Consider the following 21,995-nt stretch of genomic DNA (forward strand, 5'->3'; position numbering starts at 1 on the left):
CTTTACCTGCCAGGTGCGGCCAGTTCACGATTATCGGCATCGCTCAGGCTGTAGAGACGCAACGAACCCTGCGCATTAAGCTCCTGGCATAATTCATTAAAGGCCTGTTCAAAGGCCGGACCATCGCTCCGCGTCGGGCTGTGCGCCGTCATCTGAATATAGAGCGTAGCGGGCCTGTCGTGCTGGGCTGGCTGAATGCGTGACACCAGTTCAGCGATGTTCATCAGGTGCTTGTCCGTTAAATCCGTAAAGCGCTCAATAATATGCGGTGAGTCAGCGACTTCGACCTGAATAAACGCCGTATCCGGCATCGGAGGGCGGGCGGTCGCATGGGTGCGTTTCATCACGATGAGCAGCTCCAGCTCTGCGCCTTTAAGCGGCAGCGTTGACTCAATCAGCGTAATGGCGTTCCAGCTACCGGACAGCAGCATAATGAACGTGAATTCATCCCCAAGCATGGCAAGGCGACTGTCTTCAATGTTGCAACCGCAACTGCTGACGTGACGGGTAATCGTATTGACGATACCCGGGCGGTCAACACCCAGTGCGGTGATCACCAAGTGGTGGGGTTGAGATTGCTGCAAAATAGGATTCCCTGTGCATTTGCTAATAACCATAAGGTAAACATAAAAAAAACTGCTGACAAGCGCGGGAATAGCGGAGCTTGCTTGCTTTTCCCTAAGTGTAAAACGTACCATGAAGCACTTGTTTGTCGAGGGGATCGCCAATGTTTACGGGAAGTATTGTTGCACTCGTTACGCCGATGGATGACAAAGGTAATGTCTGCCGTGCGAGTTTGAGAAAACTGATTGATTACCATGTCGCCAGCGGTACGGCGGCGATCGTTTCCGTCGGCACCACCGGCGAGTCTGCCACGCTGAGCCATGACGAACATGGTGATGTCGTGCTGCAAACCCTGGAACTGGCGGATGGGCGTATTCCCGTGATTGCCGGAACCGGTGCGAATGCCACCGCTGAAGGCATCTCTCTAACCAAACGCTTTGAAAATTCTGGCGTTATTGGCTGCCTCACCGTCACACCTTACTATAACCGCCCCACGCAGGAAGGCCTGTTTCAGCACTTTAAAGCGATTGCCGACAGTACCAGCCTGCCACAAATGCTGTATAACGTACCTTCGCGCACCGGCTGTGATATGTTGCCGGAAACCGTTGCCCGCCTCGCCGAAATCAAAAATATTATCGGAATCAAAGAGGCAACGGGGAACTTATCCCGTGTCAGCCAGATCCAAGAGCTGGTTAATGATGAGTTCATCCTGGTGAGCGGCGACGATGCCAGCGCACTGGACTTTATGCAACTGGGCGGCAAAGGCGTCATTTCGGTGACGGCTAATATAGCAGCACGCGAAATGGCCGAGCTGTGCAGGCTCGCACAGCAGGGTAATTTCGTTGAAGCTCGCCGTCTCAATCAGCGTCTGATGCACCTGCACCAGACGCTTTTCTGTGAACCTAATCCAATCCCGGTTAAATGGGCGGCAAAACAGCTAGGATTAATCGCTAATGACACGCTGCGTCTGCCAATGACACCACTGACTGCGGTTGCACAGCCGAAAGTGGAGCAGGCGCTGGTGAAAGCGGGTTTGCGATAATTTAGGGAGTTTGAATGAATTACTCAGTAAAGCGGTCAACGATTGCAACAGTGGTGGGGCTTTCCACCCTGATGCTATTGTCGGCCTGTTCGAACGATCAGCGTTACAAACGCCAGGTCAGCGGTGATGAGTCCTACCTGCAGGCCAGTGGTCTGCGGGAGCTGAAGGCACCGTCGGGCATGATTCTGCCTGTCCAGAACGGGGAATACGATATTCCGCCTTCAACCAGCAAAGCGCCGGTTGGCAAGCAGCTGGATATTCGTCCACCGGCCCAGCCTCTGGCTCTGATGAACGGCTCACGCGCCCAGTTCAGTAATAACACTGGTGTGCTGATGTTTGATAACAGCCGGGGATCGATTTGGTCGCAGGTTGTGGGGGTCGTCCAGTCTAATAACTTCCCGATCGCTTCCCGTAATGACGCCGGACAACAGCTGACCACCGACTGGGTACAGTGGAACCGTGCAGACGAAGATAAGCAGTACCGTGGTCGTTACCAAATCAGCGTTCAGTCGCAGAGTTATCAGCAGGTCCTGACAGTCCGTCTGCTGGAGCTGCAGCAGGAAGGCAACAGCGTGACCTCGCCAGTGCAGATTCAGCGTTATACCGCCCAGATGCTGAACGACATCGCCGCAGGAATGGACAAGATCGCCACCGCGAATGAAAACGCTGCCGCCGGCCGCGTCAGCGGTGCGATTGATGTGCAAAGCGGTGCCGACGACACCGGCCTGCCTATGCTGGTGTTACGCACGCCGTTCAATGTTGCCTGGCAGCGTCTGCCTGCGGCCATGAGCCGTGTAGGAATGGACGTTACCGACAGCACGCGCTCAACCGGCAGCATGAAAGTGACCTACAAAGCGCCGGGCAGCAGCACCTGGGACAGCGTGGGCGCCAAAGATCCTGAGTTGCCAAACGGCGATTACAAGGTTCAGGTTGGCGACCTCGACAACCGTACCAGCCTGCAATTTATTGATCCTAAAGGCCATGTACTGACGCAGGCGCAAAACGACGCGCTCGTGGCAGTGTTCCAGGCCGCAATGAACAAATAAAAAATTACCCCAGGCCGGAGATTCTCCGGCCTTTTTATTTCGTTTTTTGGCATAATAGCGCGAGACGAGGTAATCGATTGCGTCACGGCAATCAACGCAAAATGCCTGCCTCAGAACCGGATCTTTCATGTTTGGAGTTAAATAAGATGCAAAAGCGAGCTGAGTTGTATCGCGGTAAAGCGAAAACCGTATACAGCACCGATAACCCGGATCTGCTGATACTTGAATTCCGCAACGATACATCAGCAGGCGACGGCGCCCGCATTGAGCAGTTTGATCGCAAGGGCATGGTGAATAACAAGTTCAATCATTTCATCATGACGAAGCTGCAGGAAGCGGGCATCCCGACACAGATGGAAGCCCTGCTGTCAGATAACGAAGCGCTGGTGAAAAAGCTGGACATGGTCCCGGTCGAGTGCGTAATCCGTAACCGTGCGGCCGGTTCGCTGGTGAAGCGTCTTGGCGTCGAAGAAGGGATTGTGCTGAACCCGCCGCTGTTCGACCTGTTCCTGAAGGACGATGCTAAACACGATCCGATGGTTAACGAATCTTACTGCGAAACCTTTGGTTGGGTCAGCAAAGAGAATCTGGCCCGTATGCGTGAGCTGACCTATAAAGCCAACGACGTACTGAGCAATCTGTTTGATAAGGCAGGTTTGATTCTGGTGGACTTCAAGCTGGAGTTTGGCCTGTTCAACGGCGAAGTGGTACTGGGGGACGAATTCTCACCCGATGGTGCGCGCCTGTGGGACAAAGAAACCTTGGATAAAATGGACAAAGACCGTTTCCGTCAGAGCCTGGGTGGCCTGATTGAAGCCTATGAAGCGGTAGCCCGTCGCCTGGGCGTCAAACTTGACTGAGTAACGCTCAGCAGGTCACGAAAAGGAGAGCGCAGGCTCTCCTTTTTCATTTTGGTGTAAAGCTGGTGATTGCGCCGTCACGCATCTAAAATCATGCCATCTGAGTTAATACGCCACAGGGAGCAAAAACCATGCGCTGGCAAGGACGTCGCGAAAGCGACAATGTCGAAGATCGCCGTAATCAGTCATCCGGTAACCGGGGAGGACGCATTCCTCTGCCACGCGGCAAGGCGGGCATTATCATGCTGATTCTGGTCGCGGTGGCGGGTTATTACGGTTATGACCTGACCCCGTTGCTGACCGGGGGCGAGGTGACATCGGGCAACCAACAGCAGCAGCGCACCGCCAACCCGAATCAGGATGAGGCGGCAAAGTTTACGTCGGTCATGCTGGCGACGACCGAAGACACCTGGGACAAGTTGTTCAAACAGATGAACAAACAGTATACGCCGCCGAAGCTGGTGATGTATCGCGGCGCTACGCGCACCGGCTGCGGCACCGGACAGTCTGTTATGGGGCCCTTTTACTGCCCGGCTGACCAGACTGTTTATATCGATCTGTCATTCTATGACGAAATGAAAAACAAGCTTGGGGCAGGCGGCGATTTTGCCCAGGGCTATGTCATTGCGCATGAAGTCGGCCACCATGTGCAGAAGTTGCTGGGCATTGAACCCCGGGTACGTCAGATGCAGCAGGGGGCCAGCCAGACTCAGATTAATCAACTGTCTGTGAAAATGGAGCTTCAGGCCGACTGCTTTGCGGGCGTCTGGGGCCACTATATGGAACAGGAAAAAATCCTTGAAGTGGGGGATTTACAGGAAGCGTTAAACGCAGCCGAAGCCATTGGTGACGATCGTCTGCAGCAGAAAACCCAGGGCCGGGTTGTGCCGGACAGCTTTACGCATGGTACGTCCGCGCAGCGGTATACCTGGTTCAAACGCGGATTCGACAGCGGTAACCCTGGCCAGTGCGACACCTTTGCTCTTAAAGGATGAACCTGAAAGCAGCGACCTGCGCCATGCAGGCCGCCGGTATACGGCGGCTGGCCGTGATCGGCGGCGAAGCCGACTGGTGCCGGGACACCGCGCTCTCATGGAGCCAGACGCTGGAAGGCGACTGGCTGTGGCTGAGCGATAACCCGCCGGAAACCGGCACGCACTGCGCCCCGACCGCATTTCGTACGCTGCTGGGGCGTGAATTCCATCATGCCGTGTTTGATGCCCGTCAGGGGTTCCATGCCGAGGCGCTGGCGGCGCTGGCCGGAACGCTGACGGCCGGTAGCTGGCTGCTTCTGTTAGTGCCCCCCTGGGCGCGCTGGGCGCAGCAGCCCGATGCGGACAGCCTGCGCTGGGCTGATGTCAGCGAGCCGATTGCCACGCCCCATTTTGTCCATCACCTGCAACGCCTGACGGAAGACGATCAGCAGGCGCTGTTGCATCAGCAGCCGCAGCCGCTCGCGCTGCCCAACTGGTCGTCACGGCCGGCCTGGCACTGTCAGGCCGCGAGTCAGCAGCAAAGCATTCTGCAAGAGCTGACGCATTTTTCTGCTGGCGTGGCGGTCATCACCGCCGCGCGCGGCAGAGGCAAATCGGCGCTCGCAGGCATGCTGGCGCGACAGAATACGCGCTGCCTGGTAACCGCACCGGCAAAAATTACCACTACAGTGTTAGCCTCTTTCGCCGGAGAACATTATCGGTTTATGGCACCGGATGCGATTCTGGCGCTGCCCGACCAGCCCGAGTTTGACTGGCTCATCGTGGATGAAGCCGCGGCCATTCCCGCTCCGCTGCTCCATGCGCTGGTAGCACGTTTCCCGCGCGTGTTGCTGGTAACGACCATTCAGGGTTACGAAGGCAGCGGCCGTGGCTTTATGCTCAAGTTCTGCGCTGAGCTGCAGCAGGTGCGCTACTTTACGCTGGACGAACCGTTACGCTGGGCTCGCCACGATCCCCTGGAACACTGGCTCAACCAGGCTCTGCTGTTTGAGGATGCCGCTGAAACCCCGTCCCTGGAGGAGCGTGCGCCCCGGCGAGCAGAGGCGTCTGATTTCGCCGCCCAGCAGGCGGCTTACCAACTGCTGACCAGTGCGCATTACCGCACCTCACCGCTGGATCTGCGTCGCCTGTTGGATGCGCCAGGCATGCATCTGTGGCTGGCGGGCGAGGTTCCGGCGCTACAGGGCGCGCTATGGTTGGTAGAAGAGGGCGGGCTGACGGATGAACTGGCGCAAGCGGTATGGGCGGGCCACAGGCGGCCTCGCGGTAATCTGGTGGCGCAGTCGCTGGCCGCGCACGCCGGGCTGACGGAAGCCGCCACGCTCCGCGCCTTGCGAATTAGCCGGATTGCCATTGCCGCACCTGCGCGCCGCCGGGGAATCGGCCAGCAACTGGTGGCCGCCGCCTGCGCGGATGCCGCCGGATATGATTACCTCTCGGTCAGCTTTGGCTACACTGAACCTCTCTGGGCTTTCTGGCAAGCCTGTGGCTTTACGCTGGCGCGAATTGGCAGTCAGCGAGAAGCCAGCAGCGGTTGTTATGCGGCGATGGCCGTGCTGGGGCTGACGACGGCCGGCAAAGCGCTGCAGCAGAAGGCGGAGGGAAGCCTGGCCCGTGACTGGCCGCTGCTCAGACCGCACATTCCGCTGGACCTGCCGCTACCGGCAGCCTGTGACCACGCGTTTACCCGGCGCGATGCCTGGCTGGCCGCCGGTTTTGCCTGGGCGCAACGCCCGCTGGAAGCGAGCCTGGCGGTGCTTCAGCGGCTGGTTGGCATCAGCCAGCAGCCTTTGCCGCTCCTGCGACAGGCGGTGAATGCCGACACCAGCCTGGCTGAACTGGCTCAGTCTGCCCGGCTCAACGGACGCAAGACGCTGATTACGGCCTTACGCGCTGAAGCCGCCGCTGCGCTACTGGCGTTACCCGGCAGAGAAGGCGAAGCGTTGCGTGAGCAATTGCAATAAATCCACCAAGACATTCAAATATTCCCACTATCATCCTGCGCCCGGGGGCGTAGAGTAGTCGCAGGAGGTCGATATGACACTGAAATATGTAATTGTTCAGCAGCCCACTCAGGCTGCCCAGCTGTTTCTGCTTTATCATGCCGTGGGGGACAATCCCGACGCGATGGGCCAAATTGGCAGCTGGTTTGCTAAAACGTTTCCGGCGGCGCTGGTGGTGTCGGTGGGATCGCCGGGGCCGGGCGGTCAATGGTTTAACGAAGCCGGCCTGCATGATAAAAGCGAGCAGGCCTGTGTAGACAGCAGCATGCCGCAGTTTGTCGAGTCCGTGCGTCACTGGCAGCAGAAAAGCGGGGTGCGTCCCGAAGCCACGGCACTGGTGGGGTTTTCACAGGGGGCCAGCATGGTGCTGGAAGGCATCAAAGCCCACGACGATCTGGCTGGCCGGGCGGTTGCCTTTAGCGGTCGCTTTGTGACGCTACCGGAAAAGGCCAGCACGCGGACTACCGTGCATCTGATCCATGGTGATTATGATGACCGTATCCCGCTGATGCAGGCGCAACAGGCGGAACAGCGTTTAACCGCGCTGGGCGGTGATGTCACGCTGAATATCGTAGAGGATTTGGCGCATGCCATCGATCAGCGCAGCATGGATTTTGCGCTGCATCATTTGCAGTATACCGTGCCGAAACGTTACTTCGATGAAGCCTCAGGCGGGGCAAAACCTGGCGATGACGATGTCATTATGATGATGTAACCGCGCGCCCTCGCGATGGCGGGGGCGCATGACCGTTATTTTTTCTTCGGCCAGTTGTCGTCCTCGTCCCACTTGTCGTTGAAATCACGATGAGGCGGGAGATCGGGTTTGTTATCCATAAATTTTTTATGATCGATGCGTTTCAGATCTTTATAGACGTTCATTAACACGCCCACCATCAGCAGGATCACCAGGATCCACCAGTAATCTTTAATAAACTCCATAGGCCCGCTCCTTCCCTCGCTGTCAGGCGATCAATTGTTCCATGATGCGTTGATACATCCGACTCAGCATTTGTAAGTCTGATGCTTTCACGCATTCGTTAATTTTGTGAATCGTGGCATTCACAGGACCCAGTTCCACCACCTGCGAGCCCATACGAGCGATAAAACGTCCGTCAGAGGTTCCACCAGAAGTCTGCAACTGCGGCTTAATTTCATTATAGTGCGTAACGGCGTTGACCACGGCATCAACCAGCTTGCCGCGTGAGGTCAGGAATGGCTGGCCGGAAAGCTTCCACTCAATGGTGTAACGCAACTGATGGCGGTCCAGCAGTTCTGCGACACGCTGCTGAATCAGGGTATCGGTGAGTTCCGTACTGAAACGGAAGTTGAACTGCACAAACAGCTCGCCGGGGATGACGTTGTTACTGCCGGTTCCCGCCTGAATGTTGGCGATCTGCATGCTGGTGGCCGGGAAAAAGGCGTTACCCTGATCCCATTCCGTGGCGACCAGCTCGTTAAGCGCCGGCAGAGCACGGTGCACGGGATTATCCGCCAGTTGCGGATAGGCTACATGGCCCTGTACGCCATGCACGGTCAGGTTCGCGGTGATGGAGCCACGACGACCATTTTTCACGACGTCGCCCACGACTTCGTTGCTGGAAGGTTCTCCGACCAGGCAATAATCCAGACGCTCGTTACGCGCCATGAGGCGCTCAACCACTTTTACCGTTCCGTTCGCGCCGCTGGCTTCTTCGTCAGACGTAATTAAAAAGGCCAGACGCCCCTTGTGATGAGGATGAACGGCGACAAACCGCTCGGCGGCAACAACCATGGCGGCCAGCGATCCTTTCATATCTGCTGCACCGCGCCCAAACAGCATGCCGTCGCGGATGGTGGGTTCAAACGGGGGATTAATCCAGCGGCTGGCATCGCCCGGGGGAACAATATCGGTGTGGCCGGCAAACGCCAGGGTTTCGCCTTCGCCGCGCGTGGCCCAGAAATTCAGCGTGTCGTTGATGTTCATGGTTTCGATGTGGAAACCTATCGCTTCCAGGCGTGCGATCAGCAGCGCCTGACATCCGGCGTCATCGGGGCTGAGAGAAGGGCGACGAATAAGCTGCTGCGTCAGCTCAATGACCGGACAAAACATATTATGACTTCTCCTGAAGACGATTCTGGTAAAGAGATTCGCTGAAGCCCAGCAGCAGCGAGCCGTCGGGTGCGCGCAGGACAGGGCGCTTGATGATAGCAGGCTGGGCCAGCATCAGCGCTTTTGCACTGGCGGCATCGGTGATGGCCTCGCGCTCTGCCTCGGGTAGCTTACGCCAGGTCGTGCCGCGCGTGTTGAGCAGATCCTGATAGCCCAGTACGTCGATAAACTGCTGCAGCTGGTCACCGGTCAGGCCGTCAGCACGATAATCATGGAAGCGATAGTCCACGCCCGCCGCCTCTAAACAGCGACGTGCTTTTTTAATCGTGTCGCAATTTTTAATCCCAAACATGACCCACTGCGCGCTCATCGCCTGCTCCTGTCATTAAAATTAGCTCTGGAGTTTACCATAGTGTGATCTGATGCAGCATCCGCCCGATCGCGCCTGTATCGAAAAATACCCTGCACAGAGGCGTTTCCCGTCGGGGGTAAACGGTTTCAGTTTTGCCTCTAATGATTTCGCGGTTTATCATTTCGGAATTAAGAATTTCCTTAATTGTGATTTTTAGGCTACGTCCTGGTCAAAACCGCATTAAAACCTGTCAGCTTAGGCCCTTGCTGAAGTGTGCGTCAGCCAGCAAATCAGAAAATACTTAGCTTTTTGTCGCCTTTGCCGATAGTAATGACAGGTGTAAACGTATTCACCAGGCGAAAAAAAAGGCGTAATATTGCCACTACAATAAGAGAGGGTTCTATGATTGACACCGAAATGGGGAACTGGAAAGAATTCATCGAAGCGATGTTACGCAACAAGTAACACGTGAGGAGAAAAGCAGGGCACTTTCCCCTCTGCTGTAATTCTGACCACACACACGAATAAAACGGCCGCTGCGAGCAGAGGCCGTTTTTTTTTGCCTGATTGAGGCGCCGTCAGGCAAGCGGGTTAATCAGTCCCGATGCTTCTCTTTCAGGGGAAAGCGGCGACGCACCAGCACAAAGAACAGCGGCACAAACAGAATGGCCAGAATCGTGGCAGAAATCATCCCGCCCATCACGCCCGTTCCCACAGAATGCTGACTGCCGGAGCCTGCGCCGCTGCTGATCGCCATCGGCAGCACACCGAAGATAAAGGCCAGCGACGTCATCAGGATCGGCCGCAGGCGCTGGCGTGACGCCGCCAGCGTCGATTCAATCAGTTCACCTCCCTTACTGTTAAGCTCGTTAGCAAACTCGACAATCAGGATGGCGTTCTTGGCCGAAAGCCCGACCACGGTCAGCAAGCCCACCTGGAAATAGACGTCGTTCTCCAGCCCGCGCGTCCAGGTGGCAATCAGCGCACCGATCACGCCAAGCGGGACGACCAGCATGACAGAGAACGGGATCGACCAGCTTTCATACAGGGCTGCCAGGCAGAGGAAGACAACCAGCAGCGAAACCACATACAGCGCGGGTGCCTGAGAGCCCGATAACCGCTCCTGATAGGATGCTCCCGTCCACTGGAAACCCACGCCAAGCGGCAGGGATTCGACCAGTTTCTCCATTTCATTCATCGCTGTACCGCTACTCACGCCCTCTGCGGCTTCCCCCACGATTTCCAGGGAGGAGTAGCCGTTATAGCGTTCCAGACGCGGTGAACCGGTTTGCCAGCGGCTGGTGGCAAATGCCGAGAAGGGCACCATGGTGCCACTGCTGTTACGCACGTACCATTTATCGACATCGCCGGGCAGCATGCGGTAGGGCGCATCAGCCTGCACATACACTTTTTTTACCCGTCCACGATCCAGAAAGTCGTTCACGTAGCTTGAGCCCCAGGCAGTGGCTAGCGTGTCGTTAATGGTATCCAGTGATACGCCCAGCGCCTGGGCTTTGCGCTCATCGATATCAATTTGCAACTGCGGGCTGTCATCAAGGCCGTTATGACGGACACGGGACAGGAGCTTATCTTTGCTGGCCTTGTCGAGCAGCATGTCGCGCATCGCCATGAGCTTGTCATGCCCGATGCCGCCATGATCCTGTATTTCCAGGTCAAAGCCCGATGAGCTGCCCAGACCGGTAATCGCCGGCGGACTGCTCGCAATGACCGTGGCCTCATTGATGTGTTTGAACGCTTTTCCGGCGCGCTTAATGATGGCGAACGACGTGCGATCGGCCCCGGGTCTGTCACCCCAGTCTTTCAAACGAATAAACAGACGCGCGACGTTCTGCCCGTTCCCGCCGGGGCCGGAACCGATCGTTGAGAAGACCGACAGCACGTTATCTTTCTCTTTCGTCAGGTAGTACTTTTCCACTTTTGCCACTACCGCCGAGGTCTGATTCATGCTGGAACCGGCGGGAAGCTGGACCTGGGTCAAAATCATGCCCCGATCTTCCTGGGGCAGAAAAGACGAAGGCAGATGAAGAAACAGGAACGCCATGATGCCAATAATCCCCACATACAACAGCAGCCAGCGGCCGCCCGTGCGCAGAATGTGGGCGACACCACGCTGATAGCGGTCGGCGTTGCGGTTGAAATGGTGGTTAAACCAGCGAAAGAAGCCGCGCTCGCCGTGATGTTCCCCTTTGGCGATGGGCTTAAGCAGCGTGGCACACAGGGCGGGTGTCAGGATCATCGCGACCAACACCGACAGGATCATGGCGGAGACAATAGTCACCGAAAACTGGCGGTAGATTGCCCCTACGGTGCCACCAAAAAAGGCCATAGGAATAAATACGGCGGAGAGTACCAGCGCAATTCCGACCAGTGCCCCCTGGATTTGCCCCATCGATTTGCGGGTGGCAGCGCGCGGCGAGATCCCTTCCTCGCTCATGATACGTTCAACGTTCTCCACGACCACAATCGCATCGTCTACGAGCAGGCCTATCGCCAGCACCATAGCGAACATGGTCAGGGTGTTGATGCTGTAGCCGAAGGCAAAGATCACACAAAAGGTGCCAAGCAGCACGACGGGCACCGCGATGGTAGGGATTAACGTGGCCCGGAAGTTCTGCATAAACAGATACATCACGCCAAATACCAGCAGAATAGCTTCCAGCAGGGTTTTGACCACGTCGGTGATAGAGGCTTTAACAAAGGGCGTGGTTTCATACGCGATTTTCGCTTCCAGCCCGTGCGGAAAATAGTGTGATAATTCATCCAGCCGCGCCCGCACCAGTTTATCGGTGTTCATCTCGTTGGCACCGGAGGCCAGTTTTATGCCCAGGCCGGAGGCGGACTGGCCATTGTAGCGGCTGAGGGAATCGTATTTTTCAGCGCCGAGCGCCACCGTTGCGACATCACCTAGCGTCACCACGGAGCCATCGGGATTATTCTTCAGGGTAATCGCTTTAAACTGGTCGGGGGTTTGCAGCATCGCCTGCGCGTTCACCGTGGCGTTCAGCGCCTGATTATTGACGGCCGGTAGCCCACCCACCTGGCCCACTGCAACCTGGGTATTCTGGGATTTGATGGCATTGACCACATCATCGGTGGTCAGGGCATAGGCGGTCAGCTTGTAGGGATCGAGCCAGATGCGCATAGCATATTGCGTACCGTAGGCATCCACTTCACCCACCCCATCAATACGGCTTAAGGGCTCCTGAATATTACTGGCGACATAATCAGCAATATCTTGTTTGTTCATGCTGCCGTCAGTTGAGACAAACGCCACCATCAAAATGTTACTGTCGCCGGTTTTATTGACGGTCACCCCTTGTGACTGCACCGGTTGAGGTAACTGGCGCAGGGCCGACTGCAACTGATTCTGAACCTGCTGACGGGCTTCATCAGGATTGGTACCCGCGGTAAAGGTGAGGGTGATTTGCGCCTGGCCGGTATTACTGCTGTTGGAGGACATATACATCAGGTTATCGATACCGGTCATGTTCTGTTCGATAACCTGGGTGACGGTATTTTCCAGCGTTTGCGCTGAGGCGCCGGGATAAGTGGCGGTAATACGCACGTTGGGCGGGGCGAGATCGGGATATTGCTCAACAGGAAGTGAAATAATGGCGAGCGTGCCGCAAAGACACAATAAAATAGCCAAAACCCAGGCGAAAATTGGGCGGTCGATAAAGAAATTCGACATTGAACCGACACTCCTCACTGCTTTTATTATTAATATGAGCGATGCAGCGCGTGACGCACAGGAAAATCCACGCAAACCACGCACGGGTAGGACTCTACTTTACGTGCGAGGCGGGTTTGAAAAGTGGAGAAATTGTAGAGAATGTGTAAGTTTGCGCGTTTTTTATCAACTGTTTCGGCGCTCAATCCACATAATTGTTGCAGCAACGCGTGAACGTACATCAAGTTTGCGCAGGACATTACGAATGTGGACCTTCACCGTTTCTTCCGAGATATGAAGTGCATGAGCCACGTCTTTATTAGACAAGCCCCGCGCCACTTCCTGCATCACGCCGCGTTCGCGTTCGGTCAGCAAGCGGAAGGGATCGTCACTGTTATGTCGCATGGACAGAGCGTGCCTTACCGCATCGCTAAACACCGTCTCACCCTGTAGGGCCTGCATGATCTGGCGCAACAAGATTTCGGGTTCGCTGTCTTTGAGTAAATAGCCGTCCGCTCCTGCATCCACCAGGGCGTAAATGTCGCTGCGCGCGTCAGAGACCGTCAGCACCAGAATACGTGAGCTGATGCCTTCATGACGAAGCGCTTTTAACGTATCCAGCCCTGACATCCCTTTCATGTTGAGATCGAGCAGGATGATATCCGGTGTCAGACGGCGGGCTTCCGCCAGCGCTTCAGTCCCGTTACTGGCTTCAGCGATGACCTGCAACTGCGGCTCCAGCGCCAGTAGCTGGCGGATGCCCCGGCGCATAAGGGGATGATCGTCCACGATCATAATGGTTAAAGCAGGTTGTGCCATGTTAGCTCCCTGTGCACTGGATGTCAGACGGCGGTACGGGCAATGCGAACGATCGGCTTTCCAGACCGTTCAAGAATGGTGATGCGCAGAATGTTGATTGTAATGGTTAATTCTGCCTTCAGGTGTTGATCTGCCACATCTTGTATGATCTCAGGATGTTATTAAAATACACAATGGCGGGCAACAGCACTACTCACGCGGCAGCGCCGGACGCGATGGAAAACGCAGTGTGACACGTGTTCCGCGTGGTTGTGCCGTAATCTGTAAGGATCCGGCTAGCCGTTCAGCCCGCTCCGTCATGGTCGTCAGCCCGTAATGCCCCTGCGGTTCCTCTGTCGTGCCGATCCCAATACCATCATCCGTCACGCTCAGTATATGTTCGCCTTCATCTGTGTGCTGATAGTCGAGGGTAATCATCTGTGCATTTGCATGGCGAATGGCGTTAAGCAGCGCCTCGCGGGCAATCTGGAGTACGTGTACCTGCTGTTGAGCATCCAGCGCCTCAAGCCCTGGCTGGCAGGTGAAATGGATGTCGGCCTCAGACTGCTTCTGCAAGGGGGCGATCATTGCGTGCAGTGCGGCCATCAGATCGGATTTTTCAATCGTTAAACGGAAGGTGGCAAGCAACTCACGGAGCTGACGGTAAGCTTCAGCCAGCGCAAGATCGAATTCGGCAATAATGTCATGTGCTGCCCGATCGCGCGCATCGACAGTGCGCCGCAGCAGCGTCAGTTGAATACGCAGGTAGGTCAGTGCCTGAGCCAGCGAATCATGCAGCTCGCGTGCAATGGTGGCGCGCTCTTCAATCAATAGCATCTGCTGCTGCTGTTTTTGGGTCTGCCAGATCCAGACTGACCGGGCCAGCATTGCCGCCAGGCTCTGCATTAATGCTGCAGGCGGCGTCGTAACGGTCGTTTGCCAGTGCAGGGTGCCAATAGGGTGATCGCCCTGCTGCAAGGGTAACTGATGCCAGGCCTGAGAAGGGGCGATTTGCCCGGACTCAAAGGTAAACTGCTCGCCTTCCAGGCGGATAAACGCAAGCTTTTCTCTGGCAAGCACGCTGGCCAACACGCTGTTGAACAGGGCCGGATGCAGGGGGCCGCGCGCTAAAATCTGAGAGCTCTGATAGAGCAGCGAAAGCGTGCGGTTTGCCTGGGTCAGATCCCGGGTTTTATCGCGGACCCGCTGCTCCAGGAGCTGATAGTGCGCGTGCAACTGGGCGGCCATGCTGCTGAAGGTGTGTGACAGCACCTTAAGTTCATTCTGCTGCTCGACGTGCAGAGGCGGGAACGCAAAATTGCCCTTTTCCACATAACGACTGGCGGTGACCAGCGCGTTCAGCGGCTTAACGACCTGCTGACGGGTAAAGCGTATCGTCATCAACGCCAGCGCCACGATCGCCACCAGGCCCGTCAGGCTACTGATCGCCACCACCCGCATTTTCAGTTCAGCATAACGCTGCAGTTCCAGGACAAAGCGATCGATTTCCCCCACGTAGACCGGCATTTGAAGCTGCCAGGCTTCTGCTGCATCGGCATCAAGATGCTGAGCTAACTCCGGCCAGCCCGCGCGCAAACGTTGATAGTGGTTAATAACTTTATGTGGCACCCAGGGGCGGTCGAGGCCTTGTAAAACGGGGGCATCAAGGGTGTGCTGGAACTGCGCCAGATGCGCTACCAGCAGGCGAGGCTCCAGCCTGGCATCCCAGGCCAGCCGGTAACTCTGCATCCGTAGCGAACCGGCCAGATTAATGGCTTCCGCGTCACGCAGGCTGCTGGAAAGGGTGAGCAGAGCCAGACCGGTTGTCAGCAAAGCCAGCAACACAATCAGCGTTAAAGACTGCGCAATACTTCGGGTAACAGAGCGTTTAACAATCACAGCAAATAACCCCTTCAGTAACAGGGAAGGATAAATGAGGTGGCAGAGGACGCCAGGCGACCTGTCATGAAATAGCCCGAAATGAGACCGTTCAGCAGCTTTACTCACCCGGATTGACGTTTCCCAGGAATCCCGACGTCAGACCGACCATTACTCGCACAGCTTTACAACTCACAAAGGTTGCCTTGCATTGTCTCGCCAATAATCAATAACGTGTTTAACCACAGCGACCAACGCGAGTACAGGAGTATTTATGAAACGATTACCTGCTTACCTCACCGCCGCCCTGTTGGCCACTGCGTCATTTTCTACCTTGGCCGCCACGGCGGTGGACCAACGCGAGGCACAGGATCTGCAAAAAATCGGCAGCGTCTCTGTTTCCAGCGTAAATGGTTCACTTGACGATGTGACTCGCCAGCTTTCACAACAGGCGAAAGCCGAAGGCGCCAGCCACTTCCGGGTCATCGGTGTGAACACGCCGGGTGATTCCAGCCTCTGGACCGGCACCGCAGAGATTTACCGCTAAACCCTCTCTATTCCATCCCTGTAGTGTTTACCGGCCAGCCAATGGCCGGTTTTTTTGTGATCTCAGAAAAATTTTTTACAAATCGTCCCGCATATCCCCTCGGTATATTTTGCTTCGATGTTACATAACGGTTAGGATTCATCGCCGTAAATTCCCGCGCCGCTTTCCGTAAACTCACAGGCGGACGCACAGAGGAAGACAACCCATTTCGCAGTGCTGAACGCAATCGTTTGGATGCGCTATGACTTATGGTCAGGACAAACAGGAAGGCTATGAAATCTACAAAGAAATCCGCAGCGGACATGCGCGCTGCGAAACGACGCTGGCTCAATTCCCACGACTCCGGCTATAAGAAGGCCATGGGCAATCGTCACGTGCAGATGATTGCCATCGGGGGAGCCATCGGTACGGGGCTGTTTCTGGGCGCAGGCGCCCGTTTACAGGCGGCAGGTCCGGCCCTCGCCATCATCTATCTGGTCTGCGGTATCTTCTCATTCTTCATCCTGCGCGCACTGGGCGAACTGGTTTTACACCGTCCCAGCAGCGGAAGCTTTGTCTCCTATGCTCGTGAGTTCATGGGCGAGAAAGCCTCTTATGTGGCGGGCTGGATGTACTTTGTTAACTGGGCCATGACCGGGATTGTGGATATCACTGCCGTTGCGCTTTATATGCATTACTGGGGCGCGTTTGGTGATGTGCCGCAGTGGGTATTTGCGTTAGGGGCGCTGGCGATTGTCGGTACCATGAACATGATCGGCGTAAAGTGGTTCGCCGAAATGGAGTTTTGGTTCGCGCTGGTCAAAGTGCTGGCGATTGTCATTTTCCTGGTTGTCGGTGTCGTGTTCCTCGGCACGGGTAAACCGCTCGATGGAAATGCAACCGGCTTCCACCTGATCACGGATAACGGCGGCTTGTTCCCGCACGGTCTGTTGCCGGCGCTGGTGCTGGTGCAGGGCGTCGTATTTGCCTTCGCCTCGATTGAACTGGTCGGTACGGCAGCAGGCGAGTGTAAAGATCCGGAAACCATGTTGCCGAAGGCGATCAACAGCGTTATCTGGCGTATTGGTTTGTTCTATGTCGGTTCCGTGGTGCTGTTAGTGATGTTGTTGCCGTGGAATGCCTACCAGGCTGGGCAAAGTCCGTTTGTGACCTTCTTCTCTAAGCTGGGCGTGCCTTACATTGGCAGCATTATGAATATTGTGGTGCTGAGTGCGGCGTTATCCAGCCTGAACTCCGGTCTCTACTCGACGGGCCGTATTCTGCGCTCAATGTCGATGGGCGGTTCCGCACCGAAGTTCATGTCTAAAATGAGCAGCCAGCAGGTGCCCTATGCCGGGATTCTGGTGACCGTCGGCGTCTATATCATCGGCGTGGTGCTTAACTACTATGTGCCGTCTCAGGTGTTTGAGATCGTATTAAACGTGGCGTCACTCGGCATTATCTCTTCCTGGGGCTTTATCGTGCTTTGCCAGCTACGCCTGCGTAAAGCGATCAAAGAAGGCAAGGCAGACGACGTCAGCTTCAAGCTGCCAGGCGCGCCTTTTACCTCATGGCTGACGCTGCTGTTCCTGTTCAGCGTACTGGTATTGATGGCGTTCGACTATCCAAACGGCACCTATACTATCGCCTCCATTCCGTTGATTGCGGTGATTCTGGTACTGGGCTGGTTTGGCGTGCGTAAGCGTGTGAACGCCATCGCAGCGACCGAACACGATCATCACGAGCACGACGGTAAATCGTCGTAACCGAGACGTTTCGCATAGAATGCCAGCCAGCGTGCTGGCATTTTTTTTGCCTGTGAGGATGGACGATGACGTGCGCAAGGCCCGTAATTCAGATAGTTTTCTTTTAACGTACGTCCTATTATCTCAGGCTCCCTTCCTGTCGCTGCGGAGCGTCCATGTCCTTCAAGATCAACATCATCAAAGATAAGCTGCTGTCAGAGAACTGGTTTGTCCTGCGTAATATCACTTATGAGATTACCGACAACCGGGGCGAACTCGTGCGTCACAAGCGTGAAGTTTACGACCGCGGCAACGGTGCCACCATTCTGCTGTATAACCGTGACAAGAACAGCGTGGTACTGACGCGCCAGTTCCGCATTGCCACCTACGTTAACGGTAATGAAGACGGTATGTTGATTGAAGCCTGTGCAGGCTTGCTGGATGATGACTCGCCTGAAGACTGCATTCGCAAAGAGGCCATTGAAGAAACCGGCTATGCGGTGGGCGAGGTGGAAACCCTCTATTCGGTTTACATGTCGCCGGGCGGCGTGACCGAGCTGGTGCATTTCTTTGCGGCTGAATACCACGACGCGCTGCGGGAAAATGCGGGCGGCGGCGTAGAGGATGAAGCCATCGACGTGCTGGAAATCACGTTTCCTGAGGCCATGCAGTGGGTGAAAGCGGGGCGCATCCGCGATGGCAAAACCATTATGTTATTGCAGCATGCGCTTATTGCAGGCTGGCTCACGCTCTGATGGAGTACAGAGCAGACGCGCCACCAGGCGCCTCTGCCTGAATGTTACGCGCAGGCCAGCACGCTTTCGGCCACGCATTCCGGGTGCGCCTGCAGGCGTGCCAGTGCATCGGCATAAGCGGGCATAGCATGAGCGGCTCCCTGTCGTTCAACGCACAGGGAGGCAAACGCTGCGGCGAACAGTGCAGCCTGTTCCAGAGAAACGCCGGCGGCCAGCCGGGCAGCCAGCGCACCGTTAAAGGCATCGCCCGCGCCGGTTGTATCAAGCGGCGTGGCGGGAAACACCGGAATATGCAGCAGCTGTTGCCCGTCAGACAGTAAGGCCCCCGCCGTACCCAGGGTAATAATTACCTGACGTGCTCCCTTGCGGTGCAGCACAAGGGCGGCCTGCCGGGCGCTGGCGAGGTCCGTGACCTTCACGCCGGTCAGCAGCATGGCTTCGGTACTGTTGGGCGTCAGCAGATCGACCTTTGCCAGCAGAGCGTCACTGATTTTTTGAAACGGTGCCGGATTAAGGATGACAAAGGTATTTGCCGCCCGGGCATGATCGATCATGCGCTGAATCGCGCTCAGATTATTTTCCAGCTGTACCAGCAAAATATCCGCCGCGGCAACAGTCGGCCTGCAGCGCGTCACTTCCGCTGCGCTGACGGTGAGATTCGCCCCAGGATAAACAGAAATCATATTCTCAGCGTCATTACCGGCCACGTAAATCAACGCATTGCCGGTGGGTTTCTCTTTGCAGGTGAACAGCGTAATGGCATCAAAGCCGGTTTTTTCCAGATGCCGGCGGGCAAATATGCCGAAGTCGTCGTTGCCCACTTTGCCGATGTAGTGCACCCGGGCGCCCGCACGAAGCGCGGCGGTGGCCTGATTCGCGCCTTTGCCGCCGGGCCCCATCATGCTGTGCTGGGCAATTAACGATTCACCCGGTAGCGGAAAGCGGGCCATGCCTGCCACGATATCCAGGTTGAAGGAACCGAACACGCACACTTTGCCTTTCATTTTTTCCCTCCAAAACAGCGCTCGGCGGCCAGACAGGCACCGCGACAGCCCGTGTGATCGGTTGCATGGCTGAAAACGATTTTTAAACCCTGGCGCGTAACAGGCGGTCGCAGATGTTGCTGAATGGCGCTGCGCAACTGCACCAAGGGAAAATCCGCCATCGACAGTACGCCACCGCCCAGAATCAGGTACTCGGGATCCAGAATGTTCATTTCGCTGGCGATCAGCTGTGCCAGCCGCTGCACAAACGCCCGCAGATCAGGGTGATCGCCATGCCGGGTAAAGAGTTGCGAAATCCCCGTATCCGGCTGTTGTGCTGCCGCCCAGGTGCTGAGCCAGTGACCGGATATCAGGGTTTCGGCACAGCCCCGGTTGCCGCACGGGCAGGGCAGGTCGTTGTTCGCCAGCGGAATATGGCCCAGCTCGCCTGAGCCGCCATGATGACCATGATAAAAGCGGCCTTCCAGCCACAGGCTGTTACCCAGACCGGTGCCGGGATATAACCCCACGGCATTATTGGGTAACGTCTCCAACTGCAGCAAATCCCACAGCATCAGGTGGTTCACATCTTTATCCATGGCAACCGGAACGCCAAGGCGCGCGCTGAGCCGTGCCACGACGGGTTGTTGATCCAGCGCCTGAATAAAGGGCAGCGAGATCACCTGCTGGCGGTCACGGCTGAGAATGCCGGGCAGGCCAAGCATCACCCCGCTTACCGGCTGCGCCTCCAGCGTTTCGCAAATCAGATCGCCAAGCGCGACCAGCGCATCCGCCTGTTGCGACCAACTGGCGGTCGGCACTTTACGGAAGCCGCACCAGTTCCGGCCTTCTTCCATCAGCTGCAAACGGGTGCTGGTGCCGCCAATATCAATGCCAAGCCAGCGTGATTTCATGCAGACTCCTGCGCCAGTCCCTGCGCGGCATCAATACTGTCGCGCATCATTGTCCAGGCGGTGGAGAGATCGTCATGCAGGTTGAACAGGCCCGAGGTGCCGACAATCAGCACTTCCGCTCCGGCTTCCAGCAGGGTGCGATAAGTGCGTTGATTACAGGAGCCATCGATCTCAATCAAATAGTGGTAGCCGTGGGCGCGTTTTAACGCACTGAGTGCCCGAATCTTCCCCACCATTTCCGGTATGAAGGGTTGCCCGGCATAACCCGGATCCACCGTCATCACCGTGATCTTATCCAGCAGATGCAGGTAATGATGAATAAAGGACACCGGCGTGGCGGGGTTCAATACCACGCCCGGTTTTTTCCCCAAACTGCGAATCAGGTTGATCACCCGGAAGGCATCCCGATTGATCGTCTCTGCGTGCGGGCAAATATAGTCCGCTCCGGCGTTGGCGACTGCCTCAATAAAATCGGTGGGCTGCTCAACCATCAAATGCACATCGATAGCCACTGGCGTGTGCGGGCGAATTTGCTCAATAAAGAACGGTGAGAGCGTGATATTTTTGACGTAGTGACCATCCATGATATCAACATGCAGGAAGTCAGCGCGGGTGTTCAGCACAGCCAACTGCTGCTTGATCTCCATCAGGTTCATACACATCAACGACGGGGAGATTTGAATTCGCATCATACTTCCTTTTTCTCAGTCAGAGGATTCAGTACCGCACTCAGGCGCTTGCTGCGCTTCATGGCACGGCGTTCATTGAGTCGGGCTTTACCCTGTTTCACGGCCAGCACCACAATCAGCACTGCGCCCCACATCGCCAGGCTGACGTGCTGGCTGATATTCATCAGGTTGAAGCCAGTTGAGAGGATCTGCAGGGCAATCAGCGCCAGCACGACGCCGGTCACACGGCCAAAACCGCCGTTGGGATCGGTGCCGCCAAGAATAATGGCCAGCACGGTCAGCAGCAGGTACGCATCGCCATAGCCCATACGCGCAGAGTTAAATCGCGCCATCATCACGAGCCCCGCCAGCACGCATAGCAGGCTGGAAATCACATACACCAGCACGATCATGCGATGCGTATTAATTCCGCTAAACCAGGTGGCATTAATGTTGCTTCCGCCCATATAGATGCACTTACCTGCACGGGTTTTCCCCAGGAACACCGCCAGCAGCGCCGCGGCCACGAAAAAGACCCACAGCGGCAGAGGAATGCCCAGCAGCGTGTCGGCGCCCAAAGCGCGCACCACCGGCGGCATGCCGCTCACCGCGGCGCCTTTTGTCAGCCAGATGCCGATGCCGTTGAGGGTAATCATGGTGGCCAGGGTCACCAGAATGGGATGGGCACCGATGCGGGTTACCATCACGCCGGTGATCAGGCCAATCAGTGCAGCAATCAACATGGCACCCAGCACCGCTAGCAGCAGCCAGGCCAGCTGCTGACCGGTTCCCGCCCCGTCTGGCAACATGCCGAGTAGCACCCAGGCGATGAACAGGCTGGTCAGATTGGCGGTGGTAATAATCGCCAGGTTTAATCCGCCACTCAGAATGGCAATAAACATCGCCAGGGTGAGCAAGCCCAGCTCAGGCAGTTGAAAGGCCATGCTGAGAAAGGTGGAATCGGTAAAAAAACGGCCGGGCAGCAGGATGCTGAACAGCGCCAGCGCAAACGCGATGAGCAGCAGCAGGCCGGTATTGGTACCGTCAGGTTTCAACGCAGTTAAAGGTTTCATGTGTGCTTCTCCC

Annotated in this window: 21 protein-coding genes; 10 read left to right on the forward strand and 11 right to left on the reverse strand. The window is 56.3% G+C overall.

Annotation, left to right across the window (positions count from 1 at the left end):
* Nucleotides 1-2: 2 nt before the first annotated feature.
* Nucleotides 3-584 carry a glycine cleavage system transcriptional repressor gene (locus P9J57_RS05960; protein ID WP_089517136.1) on the reverse strand — a complete coding sequence of 194 codons (582 nt, stop codon included), beginning with the start codon at nt 582-584 and terminating at the stop codon, nt 3-5.
* Between the two features lie 143 nt (nt 585-727).
* Here P9J57_RS05960 and dapA point away from each other — a divergent pair, with 143 nt between their 5' ends.
* The 6 genes from dapA (at nt 728) to ypfH (ending at nt 7,225) form a co-directional block, all read left to right on the forward strand.
* Nucleotides 728-1,606 carry a 4-hydroxy-tetrahydrodipicolinate synthase gene (gene dapA / locus P9J57_RS05965; RefSeq protein ID WP_014594282.1) on the forward strand — a complete coding sequence of 293 codons (879 nt, stop codon included), beginning with the start codon at nt 728-730 and terminating at the stop codon, nt 1,604-1,606.
* A gap of 14 nt (nt 1,607-1,620) precedes the next feature.
* Nucleotides 1,621-2,652 carry an outer membrane protein assembly factor BamC gene (bamC, locus tag P9J57_RS05970; RefSeq protein WP_015699760.1) on the forward strand — a complete coding sequence of 344 codons (1,032 nt, stop codon included), beginning with the start codon at nt 1,621-1,623 and terminating at the stop codon, nt 2,650-2,652.
* 146 nt (nt 2,653-2,798) lie between these two features.
* A complete protein-coding gene (gene purC, locus P9J57_RS05975; RefSeq protein WP_014605296.1) occupies nt 2,799-3,512 on the forward strand; it encodes a phosphoribosylaminoimidazolesuccinocarboxamide synthase in 714 nt (237 codons plus the stop codon).
* Nucleotides 3,513-3,643: 131 nt separating this feature from the next.
* Nucleotides 3,644-4,507, forward strand: a complete 864-nt coding sequence (ypfJ, locus tag P9J57_RS05980; protein WP_014594278.1) for a KPN_02809 family neutral zinc metallopeptidase — start codon at nt 3,644-3,646, stop codon at nt 4,505-4,507.
* On the forward strand, nt 4,504-6,471 hold the full coding sequence (locus P9J57_RS05985) for a tRNA(Met) cytidine acetyltransferase TmcA (RefSeq protein WP_483279427.1): 1,968 nt from the start codon (nt 4,504-4,506) through the stop codon (nt 6,469-6,471). The genes ypfJ and P9J57_RS05985 overlap by 4 nt, the downstream gene beginning before the upstream one ends.
* A gap of 73 nt (nt 6,472-6,544) precedes the next feature.
* Nucleotides 6,545-7,225 (forward strand): esterase, encoded by a 681-nt coding sequence (gene ypfH / locus P9J57_RS05990; protein ID WP_014594276.1) that lies wholly within the window; start codon nt 6,545-6,547, stop codon nt 7,223-7,225.
* A 35-nt stretch (nt 7,226-7,260) separates the two neighbouring features.
* Here ypfH and P9J57_RS05995 read toward each other — a convergent pair whose 3' ends face one another.
* The 3 genes from P9J57_RS05995 to P9J57_RS06005 are packed head-to-tail and all read right to left on the reverse strand — an operon-like array spanning nt 7,261 to nt 8,969.
* Nucleotides 7,261-7,449 (reverse strand): YpfN family protein, encoded by a 189-nt coding sequence (locus P9J57_RS05995; RefSeq protein WP_013026677.1) that lies wholly within the window; start codon nt 7,447-7,449, stop codon nt 7,261-7,263.
* Nucleotides 7,450-7,471: 22 nt separating this feature from the next.
* Nucleotides 7,472-8,599 (reverse strand): succinyl-diaminopimelate desuccinylase, encoded by a 1,128-nt coding sequence (dapE, locus tag P9J57_RS06000; RefSeq protein ID WP_013026676.1) that lies wholly within the window; start codon nt 8,597-8,599, stop codon nt 7,472-7,474.
* A 1-nt stretch (nt 8,600) separates the two neighbouring features.
* On the reverse strand, nt 8,601-8,969 hold the full coding sequence (locus tag P9J57_RS06005; RefSeq protein WP_014594275.1) for an ArsC family reductase: 369 nt from the start codon (nt 8,967-8,969) through the stop codon (nt 8,601-8,603).
* A 399-nt stretch (nt 8,970-9,368) separates the two neighbouring features.
* On the opposite strand from P9J57_RS06005, the gene P9J57_RS06010 reads away from it, so the two are divergent.
* On the forward strand, nt 9,369-9,416 hold the full coding sequence (locus tag P9J57_RS06010; RefSeq protein ID WP_227008733.1) for a hypothetical protein: 48 nt from the start codon (nt 9,369-9,371) through the stop codon (nt 9,414-9,416).
* Between the two features lie 130 nt (nt 9,417-9,546).
* On the opposite strand, the gene acrD is transcribed toward P9J57_RS06010, so the two are convergent.
* From acrD to narQ, 3 genes are all read right to left on the reverse strand, one after another.
* On the reverse strand, nt 9,547-12,663 hold the full coding sequence (acrD, locus tag P9J57_RS06015) for a multidrug efflux RND transporter permease AcrD (protein ID WP_014594274.1): 3,117 nt from the start codon (nt 12,661-12,663) through the stop codon (nt 9,547-9,549).
* Nucleotides 12,664-12,828: 165 nt separating this feature from the next.
* Nucleotides 12,829-13,461: a response regulator gene (locus P9J57_RS06020; RefSeq protein WP_013026673.1), complete on the reverse strand. Its 633-nt coding sequence runs from the start codon at nt 13,459-13,461 to the stop codon at nt 12,829-12,831.
* A 189-nt stretch (nt 13,462-13,650) separates the two neighbouring features.
* A complete protein-coding gene (narQ, locus tag P9J57_RS06025) occupies nt 13,651-15,339 on the reverse strand; it encodes a nitrate/nitrite two-component system sensor histidine kinase NarQ (protein ID WP_089517137.1) in 1,689 nt (562 codons plus the stop codon).
* Nucleotides 15,340-15,592: 253 nt separating this feature from the next.
* On the opposite strand from narQ, the gene P9J57_RS06030 reads away from it, so the two are divergent.
* The 3 genes from P9J57_RS06030 to nudK all read left to right on the forward strand — a co-directional run bounded on the left by P9J57_RS06030 (nt 15,593) and on the right by nudK (nt 18,344).
* Nucleotides 15,593-15,865, forward strand: a complete 273-nt coding sequence (locus P9J57_RS06030; protein WP_013026671.1) for a YdgH/BhsA/McbA family protein — start codon at nt 15,593-15,595, stop codon at nt 15,863-15,865.
* Between the two features lie 272 nt (nt 15,866-16,137).
* Complete coding sequence (gene ansP / locus P9J57_RS06035) at nt 16,138-17,610, forward strand: L-asparagine permease (RefSeq protein WP_014605303.1); 1,473 nt, start codon at nt 16,138-16,140, stop codon at nt 17,608-17,610.
* A 155-nt stretch (nt 17,611-17,765) separates the two neighbouring features.
* Nucleotides 17,766-18,344, forward strand: coding sequence for a GDP-mannose pyrophosphatase NudK (gene nudK, locus P9J57_RS06040; protein ID WP_013026669.1), 579 nt, complete (start codon nt 17,766-17,768; stop codon nt 18,342-18,344).
* Between the two features lie 44 nt (nt 18,345-18,388).
* On the opposite strand, the gene P9J57_RS06045 is transcribed toward nudK, so the two are convergent.
* Genes P9J57_RS06045 through P9J57_RS06060 form a run of 4 tightly spaced genes read right to left on the reverse strand, consistent with a single transcriptional unit; the run spans nt 18,389 to nt 21,982 of the window.
* Nucleotides 18,389-19,348 carry a ribokinase gene (locus tag P9J57_RS06045; RefSeq protein WP_015699767.1) on the reverse strand — a complete coding sequence of 320 codons (960 nt, stop codon included), beginning with the start codon at nt 19,346-19,348 and terminating at the stop codon, nt 18,389-18,391.
* Nucleotides 19,345-20,241, reverse strand: coding sequence for an allose kinase (gene alsK / locus P9J57_RS06050; RefSeq protein WP_088900722.1), 897 nt, complete (start codon nt 20,239-20,241; stop codon nt 19,345-19,347). The genes P9J57_RS06045 and alsK overlap by 4 nt, the downstream gene beginning before the upstream one ends.
* Nucleotides 20,238-20,930 (reverse strand): D-allulose 6-phosphate 3-epimerase, encoded by a 693-nt coding sequence (gene alsE / locus P9J57_RS06055; protein ID WP_483279502.1) that lies wholly within the window; start codon nt 20,928-20,930, stop codon nt 20,238-20,240. The genes alsK and alsE overlap by 4 nt, the downstream gene beginning before the upstream one ends.
* Nucleotides 20,930-21,982 carry an ABC transporter permease gene (locus tag P9J57_RS06060; RefSeq protein WP_072138199.1) on the reverse strand — a complete coding sequence of 351 codons (1,053 nt, stop codon included), beginning with the start codon at nt 21,980-21,982 and terminating at the stop codon, nt 20,930-20,932. Before P9J57_RS06060 ends, alsE begins: the two co-directional genes overlap by 1 nt.
* Between the last annotated feature and the right edge of the window lie 13 nt (nt 21,983-21,995).

It is taken from the genome of Pantoea sp. nfd-35 (assembly GCF_056892255.1).

Coding starts and splice junctions, on each gene's coding strand:
- dapA (WP_014594282.1), top strand. CDS start 728: ATGTTTACGGGAAGTATTGTTGCACTCGTTACGCCGATGGATGACAAA.
- bamC (WP_015699760.1), top strand. CDS start 1,621: ATGAATTACTCAGTAAAGCGGTCAACGATTGCAACAGTGGTGGGGCTT.
- purC (WP_014605296.1), top strand. CDS start 2,799: ATGCAAAAGCGAGCTGAGTTGTATCGCGGTAAAGCGAAAACCGTATAC.
- ypfJ (WP_014594278.1), top strand. CDS start 3,644: ATGCGCTGGCAAGGACGTCGCGAAAGCGACAATGTCGAAGATCGCCGT.
- P9J57_RS05985 (WP_483279427.1), top strand. CDS start 4,504: ATGAACCTGAAAGCAGCGACCTGCGCCATGCAGGCCGCCGGTATACGG.
- ypfH (WP_014594276.1), top strand. CDS start 6,545: ATGACACTGAAATATGTAATTGTTCAGCAGCCCACTCAGGCTGCCCAG.
- P9J57_RS05995 (WP_013026677.1), bottom strand. CDS start 7,449: ATGGAGTTTATTAAAGATTACTGGTGGATCCTGGTGATCCTGCTGATG.
- dapE (WP_013026676.1), bottom strand. CDS start 8,599: ATGTTTTGTCCGGTCATTGAGCTGACGCAGCAGCTTATTCGTCGCCCT.
- P9J57_RS06005 (WP_014594275.1), bottom strand. CDS start 8,969: ATGAGCGCGCAGTGGGTCATGTTTGGGATTAAAAATTGCGACACGATT.
- acrD (WP_014594274.1), bottom strand. CDS start 12,663: ATGTCGAATTTCTTTATCGACCGCCCAATTTTCGCCTGGGTTTTGGCT.
- P9J57_RS06020 (WP_013026673.1), bottom strand. CDS start 13,461: ATGGCACAACCTGCTTTAACCATTATGATCGTGGACGATCATCCCCTT.
- P9J57_RS06030 (WP_013026671.1), top strand. CDS start 15,593: ATGAAACGATTACCTGCTTACCTCACCGCCGCCCTGTTGGCCACTGCG.
- ansP (WP_014605303.1), top strand. CDS start 16,138: ATGAAATCTACAAAGAAATCCGCAGCGGACATGCGCGCTGCGAAACGA.
- nudK (WP_013026669.1), top strand. CDS start 17,766: ATGTCCTTCAAGATCAACATCATCAAAGATAAGCTGCTGTCAGAGAAC.
- P9J57_RS06045 (WP_015699767.1), bottom strand. CDS start 19,348: ATGAAAGGCAAAGTGTGCGTGTTCGGTTCCTTCAACCTGGATATCGTG.
- alsK (WP_088900722.1), bottom strand. CDS start 20,241: ATGAAATCACGCTGGCTTGGCATTGATATTGGCGGCACCAGCACCCGT.
- alsE (WP_483279502.1), bottom strand. CDS start 20,930: ATGCGAATTCAAATCTCCCCGTCGTTGATGTGTATGAACCTGATGGAG.
- P9J57_RS06060 (WP_072138199.1), bottom strand. CDS start 21,982: ATGAAACCTTTAACTGCGTTGAAACCTGACGGTACCAATACCGGCCTG.